Annotated in this window: 20 protein-coding genes; 12 read left to right on the plus strand and 8 right to left on the minus strand. The window is 67.4% G+C overall.

Annotated features, from left to right (window positions below; all coding sequences use genetic code 11):
* Positions 1-93: 93 nt before the first annotated feature.
* Both pstS and rnt read right to left on the minus strand, forming a co-directional pair.
* On the minus strand, positions 94-1,128 hold the full coding sequence (gene pstS / locus ALSL_RS05095) for a phosphate ABC transporter substrate-binding protein PstS (RefSeq protein ID WP_126537059.1): 1,035 nt from the start codon (positions 1,126-1,128) through the stop codon (positions 94-96).
* A gap of 116 nt (positions 1,129-1,244) precedes the next feature.
* Positions 1,245-1,907: a ribonuclease T gene (rnt, locus tag ALSL_RS05100; RefSeq protein ID WP_126537062.1), complete on the minus strand. Its 663-nt coding sequence runs from the start codon at positions 1,905-1,907 to the stop codon at positions 1,245-1,247.
* Between the two features lie 185 nt (positions 1,908-2,092).
* On the opposite strand from rnt, the gene ALSL_RS05105 reads away from it, so the two are divergent.
* A complete protein-coding gene (locus tag ALSL_RS05105) occupies positions 2,093-3,475 on the plus strand; it encodes a carbohydrate porin (protein ID WP_126537064.1) in 1,383 nt (460 codons plus the stop codon).
* A 73-nt stretch (positions 3,476-3,548) separates the two neighbouring features.
* Here ALSL_RS05105 and nth read toward each other — a convergent pair whose 3' ends face one another.
* From nth to metG, 3 genes are read right to left on the minus strand one after another with little or no spacing between them, the layout of a single operon-like run.
* Positions 3,549-4,199: an endonuclease III gene (gene nth / locus ALSL_RS05110; protein ID WP_126537066.1), complete on the minus strand. Its 651-nt coding sequence runs from the start codon at positions 4,197-4,199 to the stop codon at positions 3,549-3,551.
* On the minus strand, positions 4,196-4,807 hold the full coding sequence (locus ALSL_RS05115; RefSeq protein WP_126537068.1) for an RnfABCDGE type electron transport complex subunit B: 612 nt from the start codon (positions 4,805-4,807) through the stop codon (positions 4,196-4,198). The genes nth and ALSL_RS05115 overlap by 4 nt, the downstream gene beginning before the upstream one ends.
* Before the next feature lie 10 nt (positions 4,808-4,817).
* The gene (metG, locus tag ALSL_RS05120; protein ID WP_126537071.1) at positions 4,818-6,917 is read right to left on the minus strand and encodes a methionine--tRNA ligase; all 2,100 of its coding nucleotides are present in this window, start codon (positions 6,915-6,917) and stop codon (positions 4,818-4,820) included.
* A gap of 159 nt (positions 6,918-7,076) precedes the next feature.
* On the opposite strand from metG, the gene ALSL_RS05125 reads away from it, so the two are divergent.
* The 4 genes from ALSL_RS05125 to ALSL_RS05140 all read left to right on the plus strand — a co-directional run bounded on the left by ALSL_RS05125 (position 7,077) and on the right by ALSL_RS05140 (position 10,024).
* Positions 7,077-8,249, plus strand: a complete 1,173-nt coding sequence (locus ALSL_RS05125; protein WP_126537073.1) for an MFS transporter — start codon at positions 7,077-7,079, stop codon at positions 8,247-8,249.
* A complete protein-coding gene (locus ALSL_RS05130; protein WP_126537075.1) occupies positions 8,246-8,851 on the plus strand; it encodes an HAD family hydrolase in 606 nt (201 codons plus the stop codon). The genes ALSL_RS05125 and ALSL_RS05130 overlap by 4 nt, the downstream gene beginning before the upstream one ends.
* A 13-nt stretch (positions 8,852-8,864) precedes the next feature.
* Positions 8,865-9,674 carry a DeoR/GlpR family DNA-binding transcription regulator gene (locus tag ALSL_RS05135; RefSeq protein ID WP_126537076.1) on the plus strand — a complete coding sequence of 270 codons (810 nt, stop codon included), beginning with the start codon at positions 8,865-8,867 and terminating at the stop codon, positions 9,672-9,674.
* A 152-nt stretch (positions 9,675-9,826) separates the two neighbouring features.
* Positions 9,827-10,024 carry a CsbD family protein gene (locus tag ALSL_RS05140; protein WP_126537078.1) on the plus strand — a complete coding sequence of 66 codons (198 nt, stop codon included), beginning with the start codon at positions 9,827-9,829 and terminating at the stop codon, positions 10,022-10,024.
* Between the two features lie 99 nt (positions 10,025-10,123).
* On the opposite strand, the gene ALSL_RS05145 is transcribed toward ALSL_RS05140, so the two are convergent.
* From ALSL_RS05145 to ALSL_RS05155, 3 genes are all read right to left on the minus strand, one after another.
* A complete protein-coding gene (locus ALSL_RS05145; protein WP_126540043.1) occupies positions 10,124-10,630 on the minus strand; it encodes a GNAT family N-acetyltransferase in 507 nt (168 codons plus the stop codon).
* Positions 10,631-10,684: 54 nt separating this feature from the next.
* The gene (locus tag ALSL_RS05150; protein WP_126537081.1) at positions 10,685-11,146 is read right to left on the minus strand and encodes an SET domain-containing protein-lysine N-methyltransferase; all 462 of its coding nucleotides are present in this window, start codon (positions 11,144-11,146) and stop codon (positions 10,685-10,687) included.
* 253 nt (positions 11,147-11,399) lie between these two features.
* Positions 11,400-11,870, minus strand: coding sequence for a ComEA family DNA-binding protein (locus tag ALSL_RS05155; protein ID WP_331457742.1), 471 nt, complete (start codon positions 11,868-11,870; stop codon positions 11,400-11,402).
* Positions 11,871-11,947: 77 nt separating this feature from the next.
* Here ALSL_RS05155 and ALSL_RS05160 point away from each other — a divergent pair, with 77 nt between their 5' ends.
* The 7 genes from ALSL_RS05160 to fghA all read left to right on the plus strand — a co-directional run bounded on the left by ALSL_RS05160 (position 11,948) and on the right by fghA (position 19,028).
* Positions 11,948-13,372: a M20 family metallopeptidase gene (locus ALSL_RS05160; RefSeq protein ID WP_126537083.1), complete on the plus strand. Its 1,425-nt coding sequence runs from the start codon at positions 11,948-11,950 to the stop codon at positions 13,370-13,372.
* A 37-nt stretch (positions 13,373-13,409) separates the two neighbouring features.
* Complete coding sequence (locus ALSL_RS05165; RefSeq protein ID WP_126540047.1) at positions 13,410-14,117, plus strand: YggS family pyridoxal phosphate-dependent enzyme; 708 nt, start codon at positions 13,410-13,412, stop codon at positions 14,115-14,117.
* 115 nt (positions 14,118-14,232) lie between these two features.
* A complete protein-coding gene (locus ALSL_RS05170; RefSeq protein ID WP_126537085.1) occupies positions 14,233-14,859 on the plus strand; it encodes a C40 family peptidase in 627 nt (208 codons plus the stop codon).
* Positions 14,860-14,982: 123 nt separating this feature from the next.
* Entirely contained in the window at positions 14,983-15,597 is a 615-nt protein-coding gene (locus tag ALSL_RS05175; RefSeq protein ID WP_126537087.1) for a rhomboid family intramembrane serine protease, read from the plus strand.
* A gap of 28 nt (positions 15,598-15,625) precedes the next feature.
* Positions 15,626-16,990 carry an amino acid permease gene (locus ALSL_RS05180; protein ID WP_126537089.1) on the plus strand — a complete coding sequence of 455 codons (1,365 nt, stop codon included), beginning with the start codon at positions 15,626-15,628 and terminating at the stop codon, positions 16,988-16,990.
* Between the two features lie 63 nt (positions 16,991-17,053).
* Positions 17,054-18,163, plus strand: coding sequence for an S-(hydroxymethyl)glutathione dehydrogenase/class III alcohol dehydrogenase (locus ALSL_RS05185; protein WP_126537091.1), 1,110 nt, complete (start codon positions 17,054-17,056; stop codon positions 18,161-18,163).
* Positions 18,164-18,182: 19 nt separating this feature from the next.
* Positions 18,183-19,028, plus strand: coding sequence for an S-formylglutathione hydrolase (fghA, locus tag ALSL_RS05190; RefSeq protein WP_425479007.1), 846 nt, complete (start codon positions 18,183-18,185; stop codon positions 19,026-19,028).
* Positions 19,029-19,030 lie beyond the last annotated feature (2 nt).

Consider the following 19,030-nt stretch of genomic DNA (forward strand, 5'->3'; position numbering starts at 1 on the left):
TGTTTTAGCGAAATGCTATTGACGAACCAGGCCGCCCCGAGACGAGGCGGCCTGGTTCCGGGCTTTTTTAAGCCAAGCTGTGCGTGCTGATCCTCACTGCAGCTTGAACTCGCTGGCCCAGTAGGCTTCGATCTGCTTGACCAGCGAGGGTGGCAGCGGCACGTAGTCGAGCGAGGAGGCGAGCTGCTGGCCGTTTTCCAGCGCCCATTTGAAGAAGTCCAGGGCCACGCGGGTATGCTCGACGTTCTTGGGCTTCTTGTACATGATCGCCCAGGTGGTTGCGGCGATCGGCCAGGCGTTCTGGCCCGGGGCGTTGGTCATCACCAGGTTGAAGTCCTTGGCGCTCGCCCAGTCGGCGGTGGCCGCCGCCGCGGCGAAGGTTTCCGCGCTCGGCTTGACGAACTGGCCGGCGGCGTTCTTGAGATCCACCCAGCTGATCTTGTTCTGCACCGCGTAGGCGTACTCGACGTAGCCGATCGCGCCCGGGATCTGGCGCACGTACTGCGACACGCCCTCGTTGCCCTTGCCGCCGACGCCGGTCGGCCAGTCCACCGCGGTACCGAACTTGACCTTGTCGGCCCATTCCGGGCTCACCTTGGACAGGTAATTGGTGAAGTTGAAGCTGGTGCCCGAGCCGTCCGAGCGGTGCACCACGGTGATCTTCTTGGCCGGCAGGTTCAGGCCCGCGTTGAGCGCGGCGATCTTGGAGTCGTTCCAGCTGGTGATCTTGCCCAGGAAGATCTCGGCCAGCGTGGGGCCGTCGAGCTTGATCTGGTCCGAGCCGATGCCGGAAAGATTGACCACCGGCACGATGCCGCCGACCACCAGCGGGAACTGGCCGAGGCCGTACTGCTTGAGTTCCTCCGGCTTCATCGGGGCGTCGGAGGCGCCGAAGTCGATGGTGCCTTCCTTGATCTGCGCGATACCCGCGCCCGAACCCACCGACTGGTAGTTGAGCTTGTTGCCGGTCTTCTCGGCATAGGCGGCAGACCATTTGGAGATGACCGGATAGACGAAGCTCGATCCGGCGCCGGTGATGTCCGTGGCCCGCGCCGGCGCGCCGGCGAGGATGCCCGCGGCGAGCGCGGCCGCGGCGCACAGGCGGCTCAAGGTAAAGGTCGTATTCAACACGGGATGCTCCTCGTCGATAGCGATTGCGGGGGATTCCCGCCGACCGCTATTGCAGTCCTGTCGTGTTGCAATGAGATGAGCCGAATGTTGCAAACGTATGACGAGACGGCCGTTCAGCCCGACAGGATGTCCGGCAGGTCCTGTTCCAGCCGCTCCAGCCGGCGCCAGCGATTGACCACGGTGCAGAAGAGCTCGGCGGTGCGTTCGGCATCATAGACGGCCGAATGCGCCTGGCTGGCGTCGAACACGGCGCCGGAGGCGTTGACCGCGCGGCCGAGCACGGTTTGCCCGTAGGCCAGGGCACCCAGGGTGACGGTGTCCAGCGCGCTGAAGGGGTGGAACGGATTGCGCTTGTGGCCGGTGCGGCGCACCGCGGCATTCAGGAAGGCCAGGTCGAAGGCGGCGTTGTGGCCGAGCAGGATGGCGCGCTGGCAGCCGGCTTCGCGCAGGGCCTTGCGCACCGGCGCGAAGACGTGATCGAGCGCCTGTTTTTCCGGCAGCGCGCCGCGCAGGGGGTTGTCCGGGTCGATGCCGGTGATCTCCAGCGAACGCGGGTCGATGCGTGCGCCGGGAAAAGGCTCCACGTGGGTGGAGACGGTGGGGCCGGGATGGAGCCAGCCCGCCTCGTCCATGCCGATGGGCACCACGGCGATTTCGAGCAGGGCGTCGCGTTCGGCATCGAAGCCGCCGGTCTCGACATCCACGGCCACCGGCAGGAAACCGCGGAAGCGCTCGGCGATGCGCGGCGCGCGGCTGTTCGTGATCGAAGTCTGCATGGGCCGGCAAGGATAACAGGCCGGGCCGGCGCGGCTTCGCGTGTGCCTGTCTTCGATTCGTCATGAAAAGGGCATGGAAACGTAAAAAGCCGGCGGCATGCTATGGCGCATGCTTGGCCTGCCACGCATCGCCAGGGGGCGGTCCGGCTGGTTTTCCCCTCAAAAAAACATCTGGAGAGATCGCCATGCACACCCGTTTGCTCGCGGCGGCCATCGCGGCTGGCCTCGGCTTGACCTGCCTTGCGGCCCAGGCCGATCCGGCCCAGACCGGCTCCAAGGGCCGCAGCGCTGCGCCGGCCTCGCGCAGCAGTAGCAGTCAGAACGCCGAGATCGAGGCGCTCAAGGCCCAGCTCGAGGCTTTGCAGGCCAAGGTGGCCGAACTCGAGGCGCGCACGGATGCGCAATCGGAGATCAACGTCAGCACCGGCCAGGCGGTGGAGTCGATCCAGAAGACCCAGACCGCTTCGGAAAAGCGACTGGCTTCGATCGACAAGTTCGTCAACAACACCAAGATCGGCGGCACCATGTTTTTCGACATGACCAACGTCGATCACAAGGAGAAGGGCGCCACCGGCGGCTACCAGAAGAAGGATGGCCACGGCTGGACCAACGGCACCGGTTTTGACGTCAAGCGGTTCTATCTCTCCGTCGACCATCAGTTCAACGACATCTGGTCGGCCAACCTCACCACCGATTTCCAGTACGCCAGCGGCGTCAGTGCCACGGAACTGTACGTCAAGAAAGCCTACGTGCAGGGCAAGTTCGATCCCTTGTTCGCCGTGCGCGTCGGTGCGGCCGACATGCCGTGGATTCCGTATGCGGAGAAGTGGTACGGCTACCGCTTCCTGGAAAACACCCTGATCGACCGCACCGTCGATGGCGGGCGTGGTGCGACCGGATCGGCGGCGGCGGGTTTTGGTTCCTTCGGCACGTCGTCGGACTGGGGCCTGCATGCACTGGGTGCCACCACCGGCGACAACGCCTTCAATTACCAGCTTTCGGTCGTCAACGGCCGCGGCTACAAGAATCCCTCGCGCTCCAATAGCGTGGATGTGGAAGGCCGTGTCGGTTACCAGCCGGTCGAGCAGATGGTGATCGCCGTCGGCGGCTACACCGGCAAGCGCGGCAATGATGTGCAAGGCGGCGCGCCCACCCGCAACGCCACCCGCGGCGATGCCCTGGTGGCCTGGCGCGACAAGAGCTTCGGCATCGGCGCCGAGTATTTTTCCGCCAACAACTGGGACGATGTGCTCAAGTACAACGGCCCGCGGCCCGGCCCGGCCGCGGTCAAGGACGATGCCGACGGCTATTCGGTGTTCGCCGACTGGACCTTCATGCCGCAATGGGCCGTGTTCGCCCGCTACGACAGCATCGACTACAAGTACAAGAACCTGGCCGGCAGCAAGAACAAGCTCGAGAACACCTACTACAACGCCGGCGTCGCCTACGACGTGATCAAGAACCTGCGCCTGGCGCTGGCCTGGAAACACGACGAGCTCAAGGGCCCGAACAGCGCCTTCCGCTACAAGACCAACGAGATCGGCTTCTGGGGCATGTTGAGCTACTGACGTTTATCGCAAGGGAGCTCGACCCATGGACGGAGCAGCGGCGGGCCATGCCCGCCGTTTGCTTTTTCCTTCTTCAGGCGCCGGCTGGCGTCTTGTGCGGATAGCGGCAGAGGTCGCGGATGACGCAGTGCGGGCAGTCGGGTTTGCGCGCCTTGCACACGTAGCGGCCGTGCAGGATCAGCCAGTGATGCGCATCGCGTTTGAACTCATCGGGCACGCGCCGTTCGAGTTTGCGTTCCACCTCGCGCACGTCCTTGCCGGGCGCAAGCCCGGTGCGGTTGCTGACGCGAAAGACGTGGGTGTCCACCGCGATCACCGGTTCGCCGAAGACGGTATTGAGGATGACGTTGGCGCTCTTGCGGCCGACGCCGGGCAGGGCTTCCAGTGCCTCGCGGTCGTGCGGCACCTGGCCGCCATAGCGTTCCACCAGGATGCGGCTCAGCGCGATGATGTTCTTGGCCTTGGTGTTGTAGAAACCGATCGAGCTTATGTAGCGCTTCAGCCCCTCCTCGCCGAGTTCCAGCATCGCCTGCGGCGTGGGAGCGACCTCGAACAGCTTGCGCGTGGCCTTGTTGACGCCGACGTCGGTGGACTGCGCGGACAGCACCACGGCGACGAGAAGCTGGTACGGCGAGTGATACGCCAGCTCGGTCGTGGGATGCGGATTGAGCTCGCGCAGGCGAGTGAACAGCTCGACGATTTCGGCTCGGCTGAGCGGTTTCATGGCGCAGCACCCGGGCGCTTGGCGCGGGCGCGTTGGAGTGCCGCCAGCACCGGGTTGTCCGCGGCTTGAGCGGTGGCGACGACTTCGGCACGCCGGGCCGCGAGTTCCGCTTCGTGGGCCGCGCGTTCGCGCGCCAGACGCGCCTCGCGGCGGCGGAAGTGTTCACGCGCGGCATCGGCATGGGCCTGATCGAGCTGGGCGGCAGGCATCGGTTCCAGGGCGATGCAGTCGACCGGGCAAGCCGGTACGCACAATTCGCAGCCGGTGCAGTCGTCGGCAATCACCGTATGCATCAGCTTGGCCGCGCCGACGATGGCGTCGACCGGACAGACCTGGATGCACTTGGTGCAGCCGATGCAGTCGGCCTCGATGATGCGCGCCAGCCTGCGCGGCTGCTCCACGCCGCACGAGGGATCGAGCGGCAGCGTCGGACGCTCCAGCAGCGCCGCCAGCCTGGCGATGCCGGCCGCGCCGCCGGGCGGGCAGCGATTGATCGGCGCCTCGCCGGCGGCGATCGCCTCCGCGTACGGGCGACAGCCGTGGTAGCCGCAGCGCTCGCATTGCGTCTGCGGCAGCAGCGCGTCGATGCGGTCGGCGAGCGATGCCATGGGTCGGCGATCAGCGCACCGGATCGCCCGGTTTGGCGCCTTCGTCCACGGCCAGCAGGTGCAGGTCGCTGCCGCCCTCGCCGGCCGAGAGGATCATGCCCTCGGATACGCCAAAACGCATCTTGCGCGGCGCCAGGTTGGCGATGAACACCACGTTGCGGCCGACGAGTTTTTCTGGCTCGGCGTAGGCGGCGCGTATGCCGGAGAAGATCTGCCGCCTGCCCAGCGCTCCGGCGTCCAGCTCGAAGCGCAGCAGCTTGTCCGAGCCTTCCACCGCCTCGCAGGCGATCACCCTGCCCACGCGCAGGTCGAGCCTGGCGAAATCGTCGATGCTGACGATGGCGGGCGCCTCGGACGCTGCTGGTGTGCTATTGCCCGTGGGATGGCGATGTTGCTTGGCGGCTTTGTCCGTGGCGCCAGCGCTCGTGGCCGATGGCGTGCCGAGCGAACTCTTGGAGGCCTCGATCATCGCCTCGATGCGTTTGGGATCGATGCGGCCGAGCAGCGGCTCGAACGCAGCGATGACATGCCCGTGCAAGGCCGCGCGCGCATCGTCGAAATCCACGATCGGCGCGGCGAGGAAGCTTTCCGCCTTGGCCACCGTGGCCGGCAGGATCGGCTTGAGCAGCCCGGACAGCAGGCGGAAGGCGGCGATGGCGAAGGAGCACACCTGGTGCAGCTCGTCATGCCGCGCGGCGTCCTTGGTCAGTTGCCAGGGTGCGCGCGCGGCGATGTGGGCATTGGTGATGTCGGCCATCTGCACGAAACGGCGGCAGACCTCGGCAAAGTCGCCTTGCGCGTAGAGCGGCGGGACTTCGCCATAGAGTTCGATCAGGCGCTGCCAGAGCGCCCGCTCTTGGGTGGCGAAGTCGTCGGCCAGGCGGCCCTGGAAATGGCTGTGCAGGAAGCCCGCGGTGCGGCTGGCGATGTTGACCCACTTGCCGATCAGATGTGAATTGACGCGTTCCTCGAAGGCCTTGAGGTCCAGGTCCACGTCGACCGGCGTGTCATCGAGCATGCTGGCGAAGTAGTAGCGCAGGTATTCCGGATCGAGCCCGGCATCGAGATAGGTGCGCGCCAGGATGAAGGTGCCGCGCGACTTGGACATCTTGGCGCCGTTGACGGTCAGGAAGCCGTTGACGTGCAGCGCGGTGGGCACGCGGAAATCCGCGCCATGCAGCGTCGCCGGCCAGAACAGGCCATGGAAGTTGATGATGTCCTTGCCGATGAAATGGTGCATTTCGGCCTCGCTGCCGGGCGCGAGGAATTCCTCGATCTGGCGTCCGCTGCGCCGGCACCAGGCCTTTAAGCTGGCGAAATAGCCGATCGGCGCGTCCAGCCAGACGTAGAAATACTTGCCGGGCGCATCGGGAATCGGAAAGCCGAAATAGGGCTCGTCGCGCGAGATGTCCCAATCCTTGAGGCCGCCTTCCAGCCACTCGCGCAGCTTGGCCAGCACGCCGGCATGGGCTACCGGCTGGCCGCCGGTGAAGCGTCCGGCGAACCAGTCGTTCAGCAGGGTTTCGAACTTGGACAGCTCGAAAAAGTAATGCTCCGAGTCGCGCAGCACCGGCGTGGCGCCCGAGACCACCGAGTAGGGCTCGATCAGCTCGGTCGGCGCATAGGTGGCGCCGCAGTGTTCGCAGTTGTCGCCATACTGGTCGGGCGCTTCGCAGCGCGGGCAAGTGCCCTTGATGTAGCGATCCGGCAGGAACATTTCCTTCTGCGGGTCGTACAGCTGCTGGATGGTGCGCTTGGCGATGTAGCCGCCATCGCGCAGACGCGTGTAGATCAGCGTGGCCAGTTCGCGGTTTTCCGGCGAATGGGTGGTGTGGTACTGGTCGTGGCTGAAATGGAAGTCGGCGAAGTCGGCCTCGTGGCTGCGGCGGATCTCCTCGATGAAGGCCTCCGGCGTCGTGCCGGCCTTTTCCGCCGCCAGCATGATCGGCGTGCCGTGGGCGTCGTCCGCGCTGACGAAGACCACCTCGTTGCCCATCATCCGTTGTGCACGCGCCCAGATGTCGCTCTGGATGTAGCCCAGCATGTGGCCCATGTGCAGCGGGCCGTTCGCATAGGGCAGGGCGTGGGTGATCAGCAGGCGTCGGGACATGGCCGGGACATCGCAGGAGTTGGCCGCCGATTATGGCATGAGGCCGTCTTCGCCCAGGGGAAGGCGGCCTTTGCGCGGCCGGCGCGGAGCGGGCGGAGTCATTGCACGTTAATGCACGTTTTGTCACCTTTGTGCTTGGTTTACGCTGGAGCTCCCGACATGCGTGATGCCCGAGCGGGCCTGACGGCGGACACCGCTGCGGCCGTCCTCGCCACCCGGCTCATCTTCCTGGTCTCGGGACTGGGCATGTCGGCATGGGCGCCGATGGTGCCCTATGCCAAATCCCGGCTGGGACTCGACGATGCGCAGCTTGGCCTGCTGCTGCTCTTCTTCGGCGGCGGCTCGATGGCCTCGATGCCGCTGGTGGGCTGGCTGAGCCATCGCTTCGGCCATCGCCGGGTGATCGCGGGCGCCGCCGTGCTGATGGCGTTCATGCTGCCGGTGCTGGCGATGGTGCCCACGTCGCCGCTGCTGGCGCTGGCGCTGCTCGTGTTCGGTGCGGCGCTGGGCATCGTGGATGTGGCGATGAATGCCCATGCGGTCGAGGTGGAGCGGCACAGCGGGCGGGTATTGATGTCCGGGTTCCACGGCTGGTTCAGCCTGGGAGGCCTGGCCGGTGCCTTGCTGCTCAGCGCCCTGCTGGCGCTGGGCCTGCCGCTCGCCCTGGCCGCCGGTGTGCTTGCCGCCGGGCTGATCGCCCTGGTGGCCTGGCTGCGATCGCGCCTGTTGCCAGGCAGCACGCGCCTCCCGGCGGAACGGCAAGTTTTCGCGCTGCCGCACGGCCGGGTCCTGCTGCTTGGACTTTTGTGTTTCGTCAGTTTTCTCGCCGAGGGGGCGATGCTGGACTGGAGCGCGCTCTTCCTGCGGGATTTCCGCGCCTTTGCGCCGAGTTCGGCGGGCATCGGTTATGCCTGCTTCTCGGTGGCCATGGCCTGCGGCCGGTTGGGTGGCGATCGTCTGGTCGCCCGGCTGGGCCCGGAAGGCGCGGTGCGCACCGGCGCCGGTCTTGCCGCCTTCGGCCTGGCCCTGGCGGCCGGCGTGCCGTGGGCACCGGCGACGCTGGCCGGTTTCGTGCTGGTGGGCCTGGGCGCGGCCAACATCGTGCCGGTCATGTTCAGCGCCGCCGGTCGCCAGTCGGACAGCACGCCGGCGCAGGCGCTGGCCGCGGTCACCCTGTTCGGTTACCTCGGCCTGCTGAGCGGCCCTGCACTGATCGGCCTGCTCTCGCGGCTGAGCAGCTTGCCGTGGGCCCTGTTCGCGGTGGCGGCCCTGTTGCTCGGCGTGGCGGCGGCCGCACGCATCGTGCGGCCGGACGCGAGGAGTGAACCATGATGGTCGATACGGTGGTCTTCGATCTGGGCGGTGTGCTGATCGACTGGAATCCGCGCCATCTCTACCGGCGGCTGTTCGACGACGAAGCCGCCATGGAACGGTTTCTTGCCGAGGTGTGCAGCCCGGCCTGGAATGCGCGGCAGGATGCCGGCCGGCCCTGGAGCGAGGCGGTGGCCGAGCTCGTCGCACGCTTCCCGGCGCAGGCGGACCTGATCGCGGCCTATCGCGAGCGCTGGACGGAGATGCTGGGCGGCGCGATCGAAGGCACCGTCGACATCCTGCGCGAACTCAAGGCCGGCGGCGCGCGGCTGTATGCGCTCACCAACTGGTCGCAGGAGACCTTCCCCGCGGCGCGCGAACGCTTCGATTTCCTCGCCGATTTCGCCGGCATCGTGGTGTCCGGCGAGGAGGGGCTGGTCAAGCCCGATCCGCTGCTCTACCGGCGCTTGATCGATCGCCATGCACTGGTGCCTGAACGCACGCTGTTCATCGACGATGCGCCGGCCAACGTCGCGGCCGCCGAAGCGCTCGGCATGCGTGGCCATCGTTTCGAGGATGCACGGCGTCTGCGCGCCTGGCTCATCGGACATGGATTGCTTTGAGGCGCGAACCGGTATGACCACGAACCCGACCACGAACCCGGTGCCGCCCGCCGACACGCTGCCGCAGGAACGCCAGGCGTTGATCCTCGACCACCTGCGCAGGCACGGACGGGTCGTGGCCGCCGAGCTCGCGGCGCGTTTTGCGGTATCGGAGGATTCGATCCGCCGCGATCTTCGCGAGCTCGCCGCGCGCGGGTTGTGCAAGCGCGTGTACGGCGGCGCCTTGCCGTTGGCCGCGCCGGTGGCGCCCCTCAGGCAGCGTCGTCTGCAACAGCCCGAACGCAAGCAGGCGCTGGCGCGCAAGGCGGCGTCGCTGGTCCGGCCCGGGCAAGTGCTGCTGCTGGACGCCGGCTCGACCAATGCCGCGATCGCCGCCGCGCTGCCGGAGCGCAGTGACCTCACCGTCGTCACCAATGCCCCGGACGTGGCGCTCGCCCTGCTCGATCGCGAGGGTTTCGAGGTCCTGCTGATCGGCGGGCGGCTGGCGCGGGCCATCGGTGGCACGGTCGGGGCACAGGCGGTCAGATCGCTGCGCGACCTGCGCGCCGACCTGTGTTTCCCCGGCGCCTGCGCGATCGACCCGGACGGGTTGTGGAGCTTCGATGACGAGGAAGCGCAGTTCAAGCGCGCGATGATCGAATCGAGTGGCGAGACGGTGGTGGTCGTCACCGCGGACAAGCTCGGCACCGTGGCGACCCACCGCATCGCGGCGCTCAAGGAAGTGCAGCATCTGGTCGTCGAGGCTGCGGTGGACGCGGTCACCCGCTCGGCCTATGCGCGTCGCGGCGTCAGCATCCACCGTGCCGCGGCCGTCGGTGGATGAACCTAAAAACGGCCAGCTTGCATCGACAAGGCTTATACGCCGCGCTGACTGATGGCCCGTTACATCTTCTCCCGTGACTGGAGATTCGCTCCAGGAGCGCCGAGTCCGGCCTTGGCCGGGCGGACCTGATCCATCACTACGGGAGAAGAGCCATGAATACAGACCAGATCAAGGGCAAGTGGAAACAGCTGGCCGGCACGCTCAAGGCCAAGTGGGGCAAGCTCACCGACGATGATCTCAAGGTGGCCGAGGGCGACAGCGAATACCTGGCCGGTCGCATCCAGGAGCGCTATGGCATCGCCCGCGAGGAGGCGCGCAAGGAGGTCGACGACTTCAACCGCACGCTGTGACCGCGTGGCATCGCGGACGTCGCTTCAGGACCTGAGTCTTGAAGCGGCATCGGCACGAAAGGCCGGTGCGAAGGAAAGGCTTTTCGCCGCGCCGCCTGCCTAGGCGGTGGCGCGGCGGATGGCTTGCTGGGGCGGGTAATAGGCAAAGACATGATGGCGCGCGCCGAGGAAGTCGATGTCTTCCACGTGTTCGCCGCCGAGCCGGTCGGCCACGCGGTCGGAGGCTTCATTGCCCACCCGCACCAGGCTGATCACGCGCTTGAGATCGAGTTTGGACCAGGCGAAATCCAAGATGGCCCGACTCGCCTCGGTTGCATAGCCGCAGTGGCGGTATTCGGGCCGCAGCATCCAGCCGAGTTCCACATCCGGCCATCCTTCCGGGTACATGAGGCCGGCGCGGCCGATGAAGCGGCCATCGTCCTTCAGCTCCAGCGCCCACATGCCGTAGCCGCGCAGCTGCCAGTGTCCGATCAGCATGGCCAGCGAGCGCCAGGCGCCGGTGCGGTCCAGCGGTTGTCCGTCACCGATCCAGCGCGTGCTCGCCGGGTCGGCGAGCATGGCGGCGTAGTCGTCGAGATGACGTTCGCCGAGCGGCGACAGGCGCAGGCGCGCGGTTTCGATTGTCGAGGATGCGGTAACGATCACGTTCGTTTGCACAGATCAACGGGCCGGATGCAGCAATCCGTGCAGTTCGGCCACGCTCGCGGCGAGGCTCTCCGCCCAGCCAAAGCCGATGATTGTTTCACCAGTGGCCGCATCGATAAAGTCCTCCCGATGACCCGGCGGCAGGAGATGACGGTAATCCACGGTGATCTCGGTGCCGGCCGGCAGGTCACGGCGGGCGAAGACGAAACCCAGATGCCACAGGCCCGTCGGCTCGAAGCTGTGGTTGACGTAGCATTCGTCCGGCCAGTCGGGCGAAAGGGTGTAGCGGTCCTCGAACCAGCGGGCACTGGCGTGGAAAAGCGCCGGCTGGGCCAGCAGCTCCTGAAGATCGTAGGTTTGCTGGATCGCGTCCGGGGCGATCAGGACCCTGCCGACGCGTGCCGGCTCATCGAGCCAGACGCCCATGCCGGCGCCGGGAATGGCCGAGGCGGCGATGCGGTAACGCGGAAGAATCATGCGGACGCCGAGGGCGAAAAGGCGCGCAGTGTAGCGCAGGCATCGCCAGCGGATGCGCCTTGGCTGAGTGCGGCGCGCGATGCGCGTATGCGCGTGGCCATGGCCGCACGGCGATAACCGTCGCCGTGTCCGGGCCGGGCATGCCGGATCGCCGCGGGCCGTGAATCGCGCCGTTGAATGAGGCTGGCGAACGGACGGGCGGCCTGCGCGCCCGTCCGTCCCGGCCAAGGTCCAACGCTCGGCTGTGGCGGCGTCAGTGCTTCTTCTTGCTGCCGCCCTTGGGGCTGCCTTGCGCCGTGGGGGCGTCGGCGGCCTGTGCCTTGGCGCCGCTGTCGCTCAGCAGGATGGCTTGGCGGTTGCGTTCCAGCGTGGCGTGGCCGATGCCTTTGACTTCGCCCAGTTCGTCCACGCTCTTGAAGGGGCCGTGGGCATCGCGGTAGGCGACGATGGCCTTGGCCTTGGTCATGCCGATGCCGTCCAGGGCGTCGGCAATGGTGGCGGCATCGGCCTTGTTCACGTTGACGGGTGTGGCGGCGAAGACGGGCAGGGCGAGCGTGAGTGCGACGAGCGTCGCGGCGAGGATTCTTTGCAGCATGACGGGCTTCTCCTTGGCGAAGTGGTTGCGAACTGCATGCGGCGGGACCGCGTGAGCACTGTGCATCGGCTGGAGTCCCGTCACCGTCGGCGGCGGTCCCGGGCGAGCGGCCGGTTCGGGCTTGCGCATTTGTCGGCCGGTCCTGACAGGCCGTCGGCGTGCGCGGGCGCTAACATGAGCGGCTTGGCCACTTTCGAAGATGCTTCATGGACACCCACCGGCTGCAACGTTTCGTCGATGAGCTATGGGACGCAGAGATCGTCCCGCGGCTCATGGACTACATCCGCATTCCCAATGTCTCGCCCTTGTTCGATCCGGACTGGGCGGCGCATGGTCACATGGATCGGGCGGTGGACCTGCTCGCCGGCTGGGCGAAGGCCAAGCTGGCCGCGTTGCCGGGCGCCACGCTGGAGGTGGTGCGGCTGGAAGGGCGCACGCCGCTGATCTATATCGAAGTGCCGGGGCAGGGCGAGGAAACCGTGCTGCTCTACGGGCACCTGGACAAGCAGCCGGAGATGAGCGGCTGGGCGGAGGGGCTCGGGCCGTGGACGCCGGTGCTCGAGGGCGACCGGCTGTACGGCCGCGGCGGAGCGGACGATGGCTATGCCCTGTTCGGCTCGCTCGCCGCCCTGCTCGCCCTGCATGATCAGGGCCTGGCCCATGCGCGCTGCGTGATCCTGATCGAAGCGTGCGAGGAATCGGGCAGCTACGACCTGCCGTGCTATGTCGACCATCTCGCCGCGCGCATCGGCGAGCCGGCGCTGGTGGTGTGCCTGGATTCCGGTTGCGGCAACTATGACCAGCTGTGGCTCACCACCTCGCTGCGTGGGCTGACCGGCGGCGAGCTGCGCGTGCAGATTCTCGAGGAAGGCGTGCATTCGGGCGATGCCTCCGGCGTGGTGCCCTCGAGCTTCCGCATCCTGCGTCAGCTGCTCGACCGGCTCGAGGATGCCGGCAGCGGCGAGATCCGTCCGCGCGAGTTGCACGCGGCGATTCCGCCGCAGCGTGTGGCGCAGGCCGAGCAGGCGGCACGCATCCTGGGGTCGGCGGTCTACGACAAATTCCCTTTCGTCGCTGGCGCCCGGCCGGTCAGCGAGGATCTGCCCAGCCTGGTGCTCAATCGCACCTGGCGTCCGCAGCTGGAGGTGACCGGGGCCGACGGTCTGCCGCTGCTCGGTCGGGCCGGCAACGTGCTGCGCCCGTTCACCGCGGTCAAGCTCAGCTTGCGCTTGCCGCCCACGCTCGACGGCGCCCGGGCCGGGTCGTTCGTCAAAAGGCTGCTGGAGACCGATCCGCCGTACGGCGCCAAGGTCGAGTTCCGGCTGGAAAAGGACGGCAGCGGTTGGGATGCGCCGCCGCTCGAACCCTGGCTCGAGCGCGCGGTGAGCGAGGCATCCGAGCATTTCTTCGGTGCGCCGGCCGCCTTCATGGGCGAGGGCGGCTCGATCCCGTTCATGGGCATGCTCGGCGAGCGCTTTCCCGGGGCGCAGTTCTTCATCACCGGGGTGCTCGGCCCGCATGCCAATGCGCACGGCCCCAACGAGTTCCTACATATTCCGACCGGCAAGAAGGTGTCGATGGTGGTCGCCGAGGTGGTGGCCCGGCATGCCCTCGAGGCGGGCGGGCGATGAGCGGCATGGACGGCGGCTGGCCGTCGCTGCCGGCATGATGGCGATGCAGACGGCGCTCGCCGCCCGGCTGGCCGACGTCCGTGCGCGGATCGATGCGGCCTGTCGCGCGGCAGGCCGCGATCCGGCCGAGGTGGCGCTGTTGCCGGTCAGCAAGGGATTCGATGCCGACACCATCCGTGCCGCGGCGGCGCTGGGGTTGCGCCGCTTCGGCGAGAACCGCGTGCAGGAGCTCGCCGTGAAGGCCGCGGCGCTGGCCGAGCTCGGGCTGGAATGGGTCGTGATCGGCCATCTGCAGACCAACAAGGCCAGGGACGTGGCGCGCTTGGCCGGCGAGGTGCAGTCGCTCGACCGGCTGGAACTGGCCGCGGCGCTGCAGCGCCGGCTGGAGCTGGAAGACCGCGTGTTGCCCGTGCTGATCGAGGTCAAGACCTCGCCCGAGCCGTCCAAGCAGGGCCTGCCGCCTGCCTCGCTCGGCGATTTCCTCGCGCGCCTGGCCGAGTTCCCGCGGCTGCAGGTGGAAGGCTTGATGACCATCGCCGAGCACAGCGCCGATCCGGCCCGGGTACGCGCCTGTTTCCGTCTGTTGCGCCAGTTGCGCGAGTCCATGGCGGCGCGCGGCCACGTGCTGCCACGGCTGTCGATGGGCATGAGCGAGGATTTTGCCCTCGCCATCGCCGAGGGCAGCACCGAGGTGCGCATCGGCAGCGCCCTGTTCGGTCCGCGATTGCCGAACGACAGGGTTTAGTTAACCCCGATCGAACATCTGCCGGGGAAGGCTTTGCTAAGTTCACCCCACGATCATGCCCTGCTGCTCGCACCGCAGGCGCTTTTGGATGAAACCATCAGGGGTGCAACCCGTAATGCCGATCAAGACATTGACCGCCGCGTTCGCGCTGCTCGCCGCCACCTGGATCGCCACGCCCGCACGGGCCGATGAAGCCCAGACCATCACGCCCTTCAATGCTTCCCACGCCGCTTCGACCGCGGCGCCGGCCTTGCCCGCGCTGAATCCGGCCGCGGCGCTCGCCGGCTCCACCGTCGCGGTGGACGTGGATCGTCTGCTCGGCCTGGACGAGGTGCTCGGCCCGCAGAGCGAGCTGCGCCAGGCGCTGATATCGCTGGCCATGCAGCTGCGCGACATCCGCTACGTGCGCGGTGGCCGCGATCCCTCCACCGGCTTCGATTGCAGCGGTTTCGTGCGCTACGTGTTCGCTCATGCCATCGGCCTGGAGCTGCCGGCCAATTCGGCCTCGCAGTTCCTCGCCGGGCTCAAGGTCAGCCGCAGCCAGATGCAGCCGGGTGATCTGGTGTTCTTCCGCACCGGCCGGCGCGGCATCTCGCACGTGGGCATCTATCTCGACAACGGCCGCTTCATCCATTCGCCGTCGCGGGGCAAGAGCGTGGAAGTCTCCAGCCTCGACGAGGCCTATTGGGCACGGCATTTCGCCGGTGCGCGCCGTCCCGAAGGCATGGACGACAACGGCTGAAAACGGCCGTTTCGCAGCCACGAAACCAACGGCGCCCCGGGCGCCGTTTTCGTTTGCGGCAAACCCGCTGCACGGGAATGCCGTAATCTGACCGATCCTCCCATCGGGGCCACGCTCTCCCTCATGCCGTCACGCCTGCCGCCCGCCACCCGCGCCCTGCTCATCGTCAACATCCTCGTCTTCCTGCTGCAGCTCATGTGGCCCGACCTCGTGCTGGCCGGCGCGCTGTGGCCGCTGGACAGCGGGCTGTTCGCGCCCTGGCAGATCGTCACCAACGCCTTCATGCACGGCGGTTTCGATCACCTGCTGTTCAACATGTTCGCGCTGTACATGTTCGGCGGGGCGATCGAGTACGCGCTGGGCACGCCGCGCTTCGTGGTCTATTACTTCGTCTGCCTGATCGTGGCCTCGCTGCTGCAGCTCGTGGTGCTCAGGTATTTCCTGCATGACGCGCATACGCCGACGGTGGGCGCCTCCGGCGCGATCTTCGGCCTGCTGCTCGCCTTTGGCATGTTGTTCCCGCAGGAGAAGCTGATGCTGATCTTCCTGCCGATCCCGATGCCGGCCTGGCTGTTCGTGATCGGCTATGCGCTGGTGGAGCTGCTGTCGGGCGTCACCGGCTTGATGCCCGGGGTAGCCCATTTCGCCCACCTGGGCGGCATGCTCGGCGGCTGGGTGCTGCTCCAGTACTGGCGGGGACGGTTGCCGTTCAAGCCGCGCCGGCGTCTGTTACGCTGACCGGCCCGCGTTTTTCCCCTCTACCTGCATGACCGAGCAACTGCAACGCCGCCTCACCGCGCGCCACATCACCTTCATGGCGCTCGGCATGGCGATCGGCGCCGGCCTGTTTCTAGGCTCGGCGAGCACGATCCAGCTGGCCGGTCCGTCGGTGCTCATCGCCTACGCGATCGGCGGGACGATGATCTTCATCATCATGCGCGCGCTCGGCGAGCTGGCCGTGCACGAACCGGTGGCCGGTTCGTTCGCCACCTATGCGCACCGCTACATCGGGCCGCTGGCCGGCTATCTCACCGGCTGGAACTACTGGATCCTGATGATGGGGGTGGGCATCGCCGAGAGCACCGCGGTGGGCATCTACATGGGCCAGTGGTTTCCCGACGTGCCGCAGTGGCTGTGGGCGTTCGCCAGCGTGCTGCTGATCGGCGGGCTCAACCTGATGGCGGTGAAGGTGTATGGCGAGCTGGAATTCTGGTTCGCGCTGATCAAGGTGGCGACGGTGGTGCTGCTGATCCTCGGCGGGCTCGGCATGATCCTGTTCGGCTGGGGCAACAGCGGCCGGCCGGTCGGCTTTGCCAATCTGTGGACGCACGGCGGCTGGTTTCCGCACGGACTCACCGGCACCTTGCTGGCCTTGCCGGTGCTGGTGTTCTCCTTCGGCGGCATCGAGACCATCGGCATGGCCGCGGCCGAGGCCGAGCAGCCCGAGCGCACCATCCCGCGGGCGGTGAACTCGGTGATCTGGCGCATCCTGATTTTTTACGTCGGCGCGCTGCTGGTGATCATGGCGCTGTATCCGTGGGATGCGATCGGCACCCGGGGCAGCCCGTTCGTGACCACCTTCGACCGGCTCGGCATCCGCCAGGCCGCGGGGCTGATCAATTTCGTGGTGATCAGCGCCGCGCTCTCATGCTTCAACTCCACCACTTTCAGCGGCAGCCGCATGCTCTACAGCCTGGCACGGCAGGGCCAGGCGCCGGCGCTGCTGGGCCGTCTGGACCGCCACGGCGTGCCCACGGCCGGCGTGCTGCTCACCATCGGCTTCCTGCTCCTGGGCGTGCTGCTCAACTACTGGGTGCCCGGACGCATCTTCGGCATGGTGATGTCGATCCTGGCCTTCAACACGGTCTGGGTGTGGGGCACGGTGCTGGTCGCGCACTGGCGCTTCCGGCGCAGCCGGCGCGAGGTGCCGGCTTTCCACTTGCGGCTGTGGCCGTGGAGCAGTCTGCTGTGCCTGGTCTTTCTGGCCTTCGTCTGGGTGATGCTCGGGATCAATCCGGACACCCGCGTGGCGATCTACGTCGGTGTCGCCTGGCTGGCCTTTCTGTGTGTGGCCTATCGCCTGTTCGGCATCGGGCGGCGCATGCGTCTGGCCGCGGTGCCCGTGCCCTGAAGCCTGCCGAAGACCGGCGCGTCTTCATCCCCGTTTCGAGACCCAAGCTGGAGCCGTTTCCCCATGAAATCCCGTGCTGCCGTCGCCTTTGCCCCCGCCCAGCCGCTGCGCATCGTCGAGCTCGACGTCGCCCCGCCCAGAAAGGGCGAGGTGCTGGTCAAGATCAGCCATACCGGCGTGTGCCATACCGATGCCTTCACCTTGTCTGGCGAGGATCCGGAGGGCGTGTTCCCGTGCGTGCTCGGGCACGAAGGCGCGGGCGTCGTCGTCGAGGTGGGCGAGGGCGTGACCAGCGTCAAGCCGGGTGACCACGTGATCCCGCTCTACACCGCCGAATGCGGCGAGTGCCTGTTCTGCAAGAGCGGCAAGACCAACCTGTGCGTGGCCGTGCGCGCCACCCAGGGCAAGGGCCTGATGCCCGACGGCACCACGCGCTTTTCCTACCAAGGTGAACCCATCTACCACTACATGGGCTGCTCCACCTTCAGCGAATACACCGTGGTGGCCGAGGTGTCGCTGGCCAAGATCCACCCGCAGGCCGATCCCGAGCAGGTGTGTCTGCTCGGCTGCGGCGTCACCACCGGCATCGGCGCGGTGCGCAACACGGCCAAGGTGCAGCCGGGGGAATCGGTCGCCGTGTTCGGGCTGGGCGGCATTGGCCTGGCGGTGGTGCAGGGCGCGCACAAGGCCGGTGCCGGCCGCATCATCGCGATCGACACCAACCCGGCCAAGTTCGAGCTGGCCCGCCGTTTCGGCGCGACCGATGTCGTCAATCCGAAGGACCATGACAAGCCCATCCAGCAGGTCATCATCGAGATGACGGGCTGGGGCGTGGACCACAGCTTCGAGTGCATCGGCAACGTGCAGGTGATGCGCGCGGCACTGGAATGTGCCCACCGCGGCTGGGGCCAGAGCGTGATCATCGGCGTGGCGGGCGCAGGGCAGGAAATCAGCACCCGCCCGTTCCAGCTCGTGACCGGCCGCAAATGGATGGGCTCGGCCTTCGGCGGGGTCAAGGGCCGCACGCAGCTGCCGGGCATGGTCGAGGAGGCGATGCGCGGCGAGATCGACATCGCGCCGTTCATCACCCACACCATGGGCCTGGAGGACATCAACCATGCCTTCGAGCTGATGCATGCGGGTCAGTCGATCCGCTCGGTGGTCCATTTCTAAAAAACGGGCGGACCTTGCTATGAGCGACTTGCAACGACTGGAACGCCACGCCTGTTTCGGCGGCTGGCAGGACGTCTACCGGCATCATTCCGCGAGCCTGGGCTGCGCGATGAACTTCGGCGTCTATCTGCCGCCGCAGGCGCGGCAGCGGCCTTGCTCGGTGCTGTACTGGCTCTCGGGGTTGGGCTGCACCGAGCAGAACTTCATCACCAAGGCCGGCGCGCAGCGGCGGGCGAGCGAGCTCGGTCTGATCCTGGTGGCGCCGGACACCAGCCCGCGCGGCGCGGCCGTGGCCGACGATCCGGCCTATGACCTGGGCCAGGGCGCCGGGTTCTATGTCAACGCCACGCAGGCACCGTGGTCGGCGCACTACCGCATGTACGACTACGTGGTCGAGGAATTGCCCGCGCTCATCGAGGCGGCCTTCGCGGTGCGGCCGGGTCTGCGTGGCGTGGCCGGCCATTCCATGGGCGGACACGGCGCACTTGTGGTGGCCTTGCGCAATCCGGGCCGCTATCGCAGCGTGTCGGCGTTCGCGCCGATCGTCGCGCCTTCGCGGGTGCCGTGGGGGGAGAAGGCCTTCTCCGCCTATCTCGGCAGCGATCGCACCACTTGGGCGGCCTACGATGCCGTGGCGCTGGTGCAGCAGGCGACCGGCGAACGGCTGCCGTTGCTCGTCGACCAGGGCGAGGCCGACGAATTCCTCGGGCGGGAGCTGCATCCGGAATGGTTGCAGCAGGCCTGCGCGCTGGTCGGGCATCCGCTCACCCTGCGCCGGCATGCGGAGTACGACCACGGCTACTACTTCGTCGCCAGCTTCATCGACGATCACCTGGACTGGCACGCCCGCGCGCTCGCCGGCTGAAG

The sequence above is a fragment of the Aerosticca soli genome (genome assembly GCF_003967035.1).
Lineage (GTDB): Bacteria > Pseudomonadota > Gammaproteobacteria > Xanthomonadales > Rhodanobacteraceae > Aerosticca > Aerosticca soli.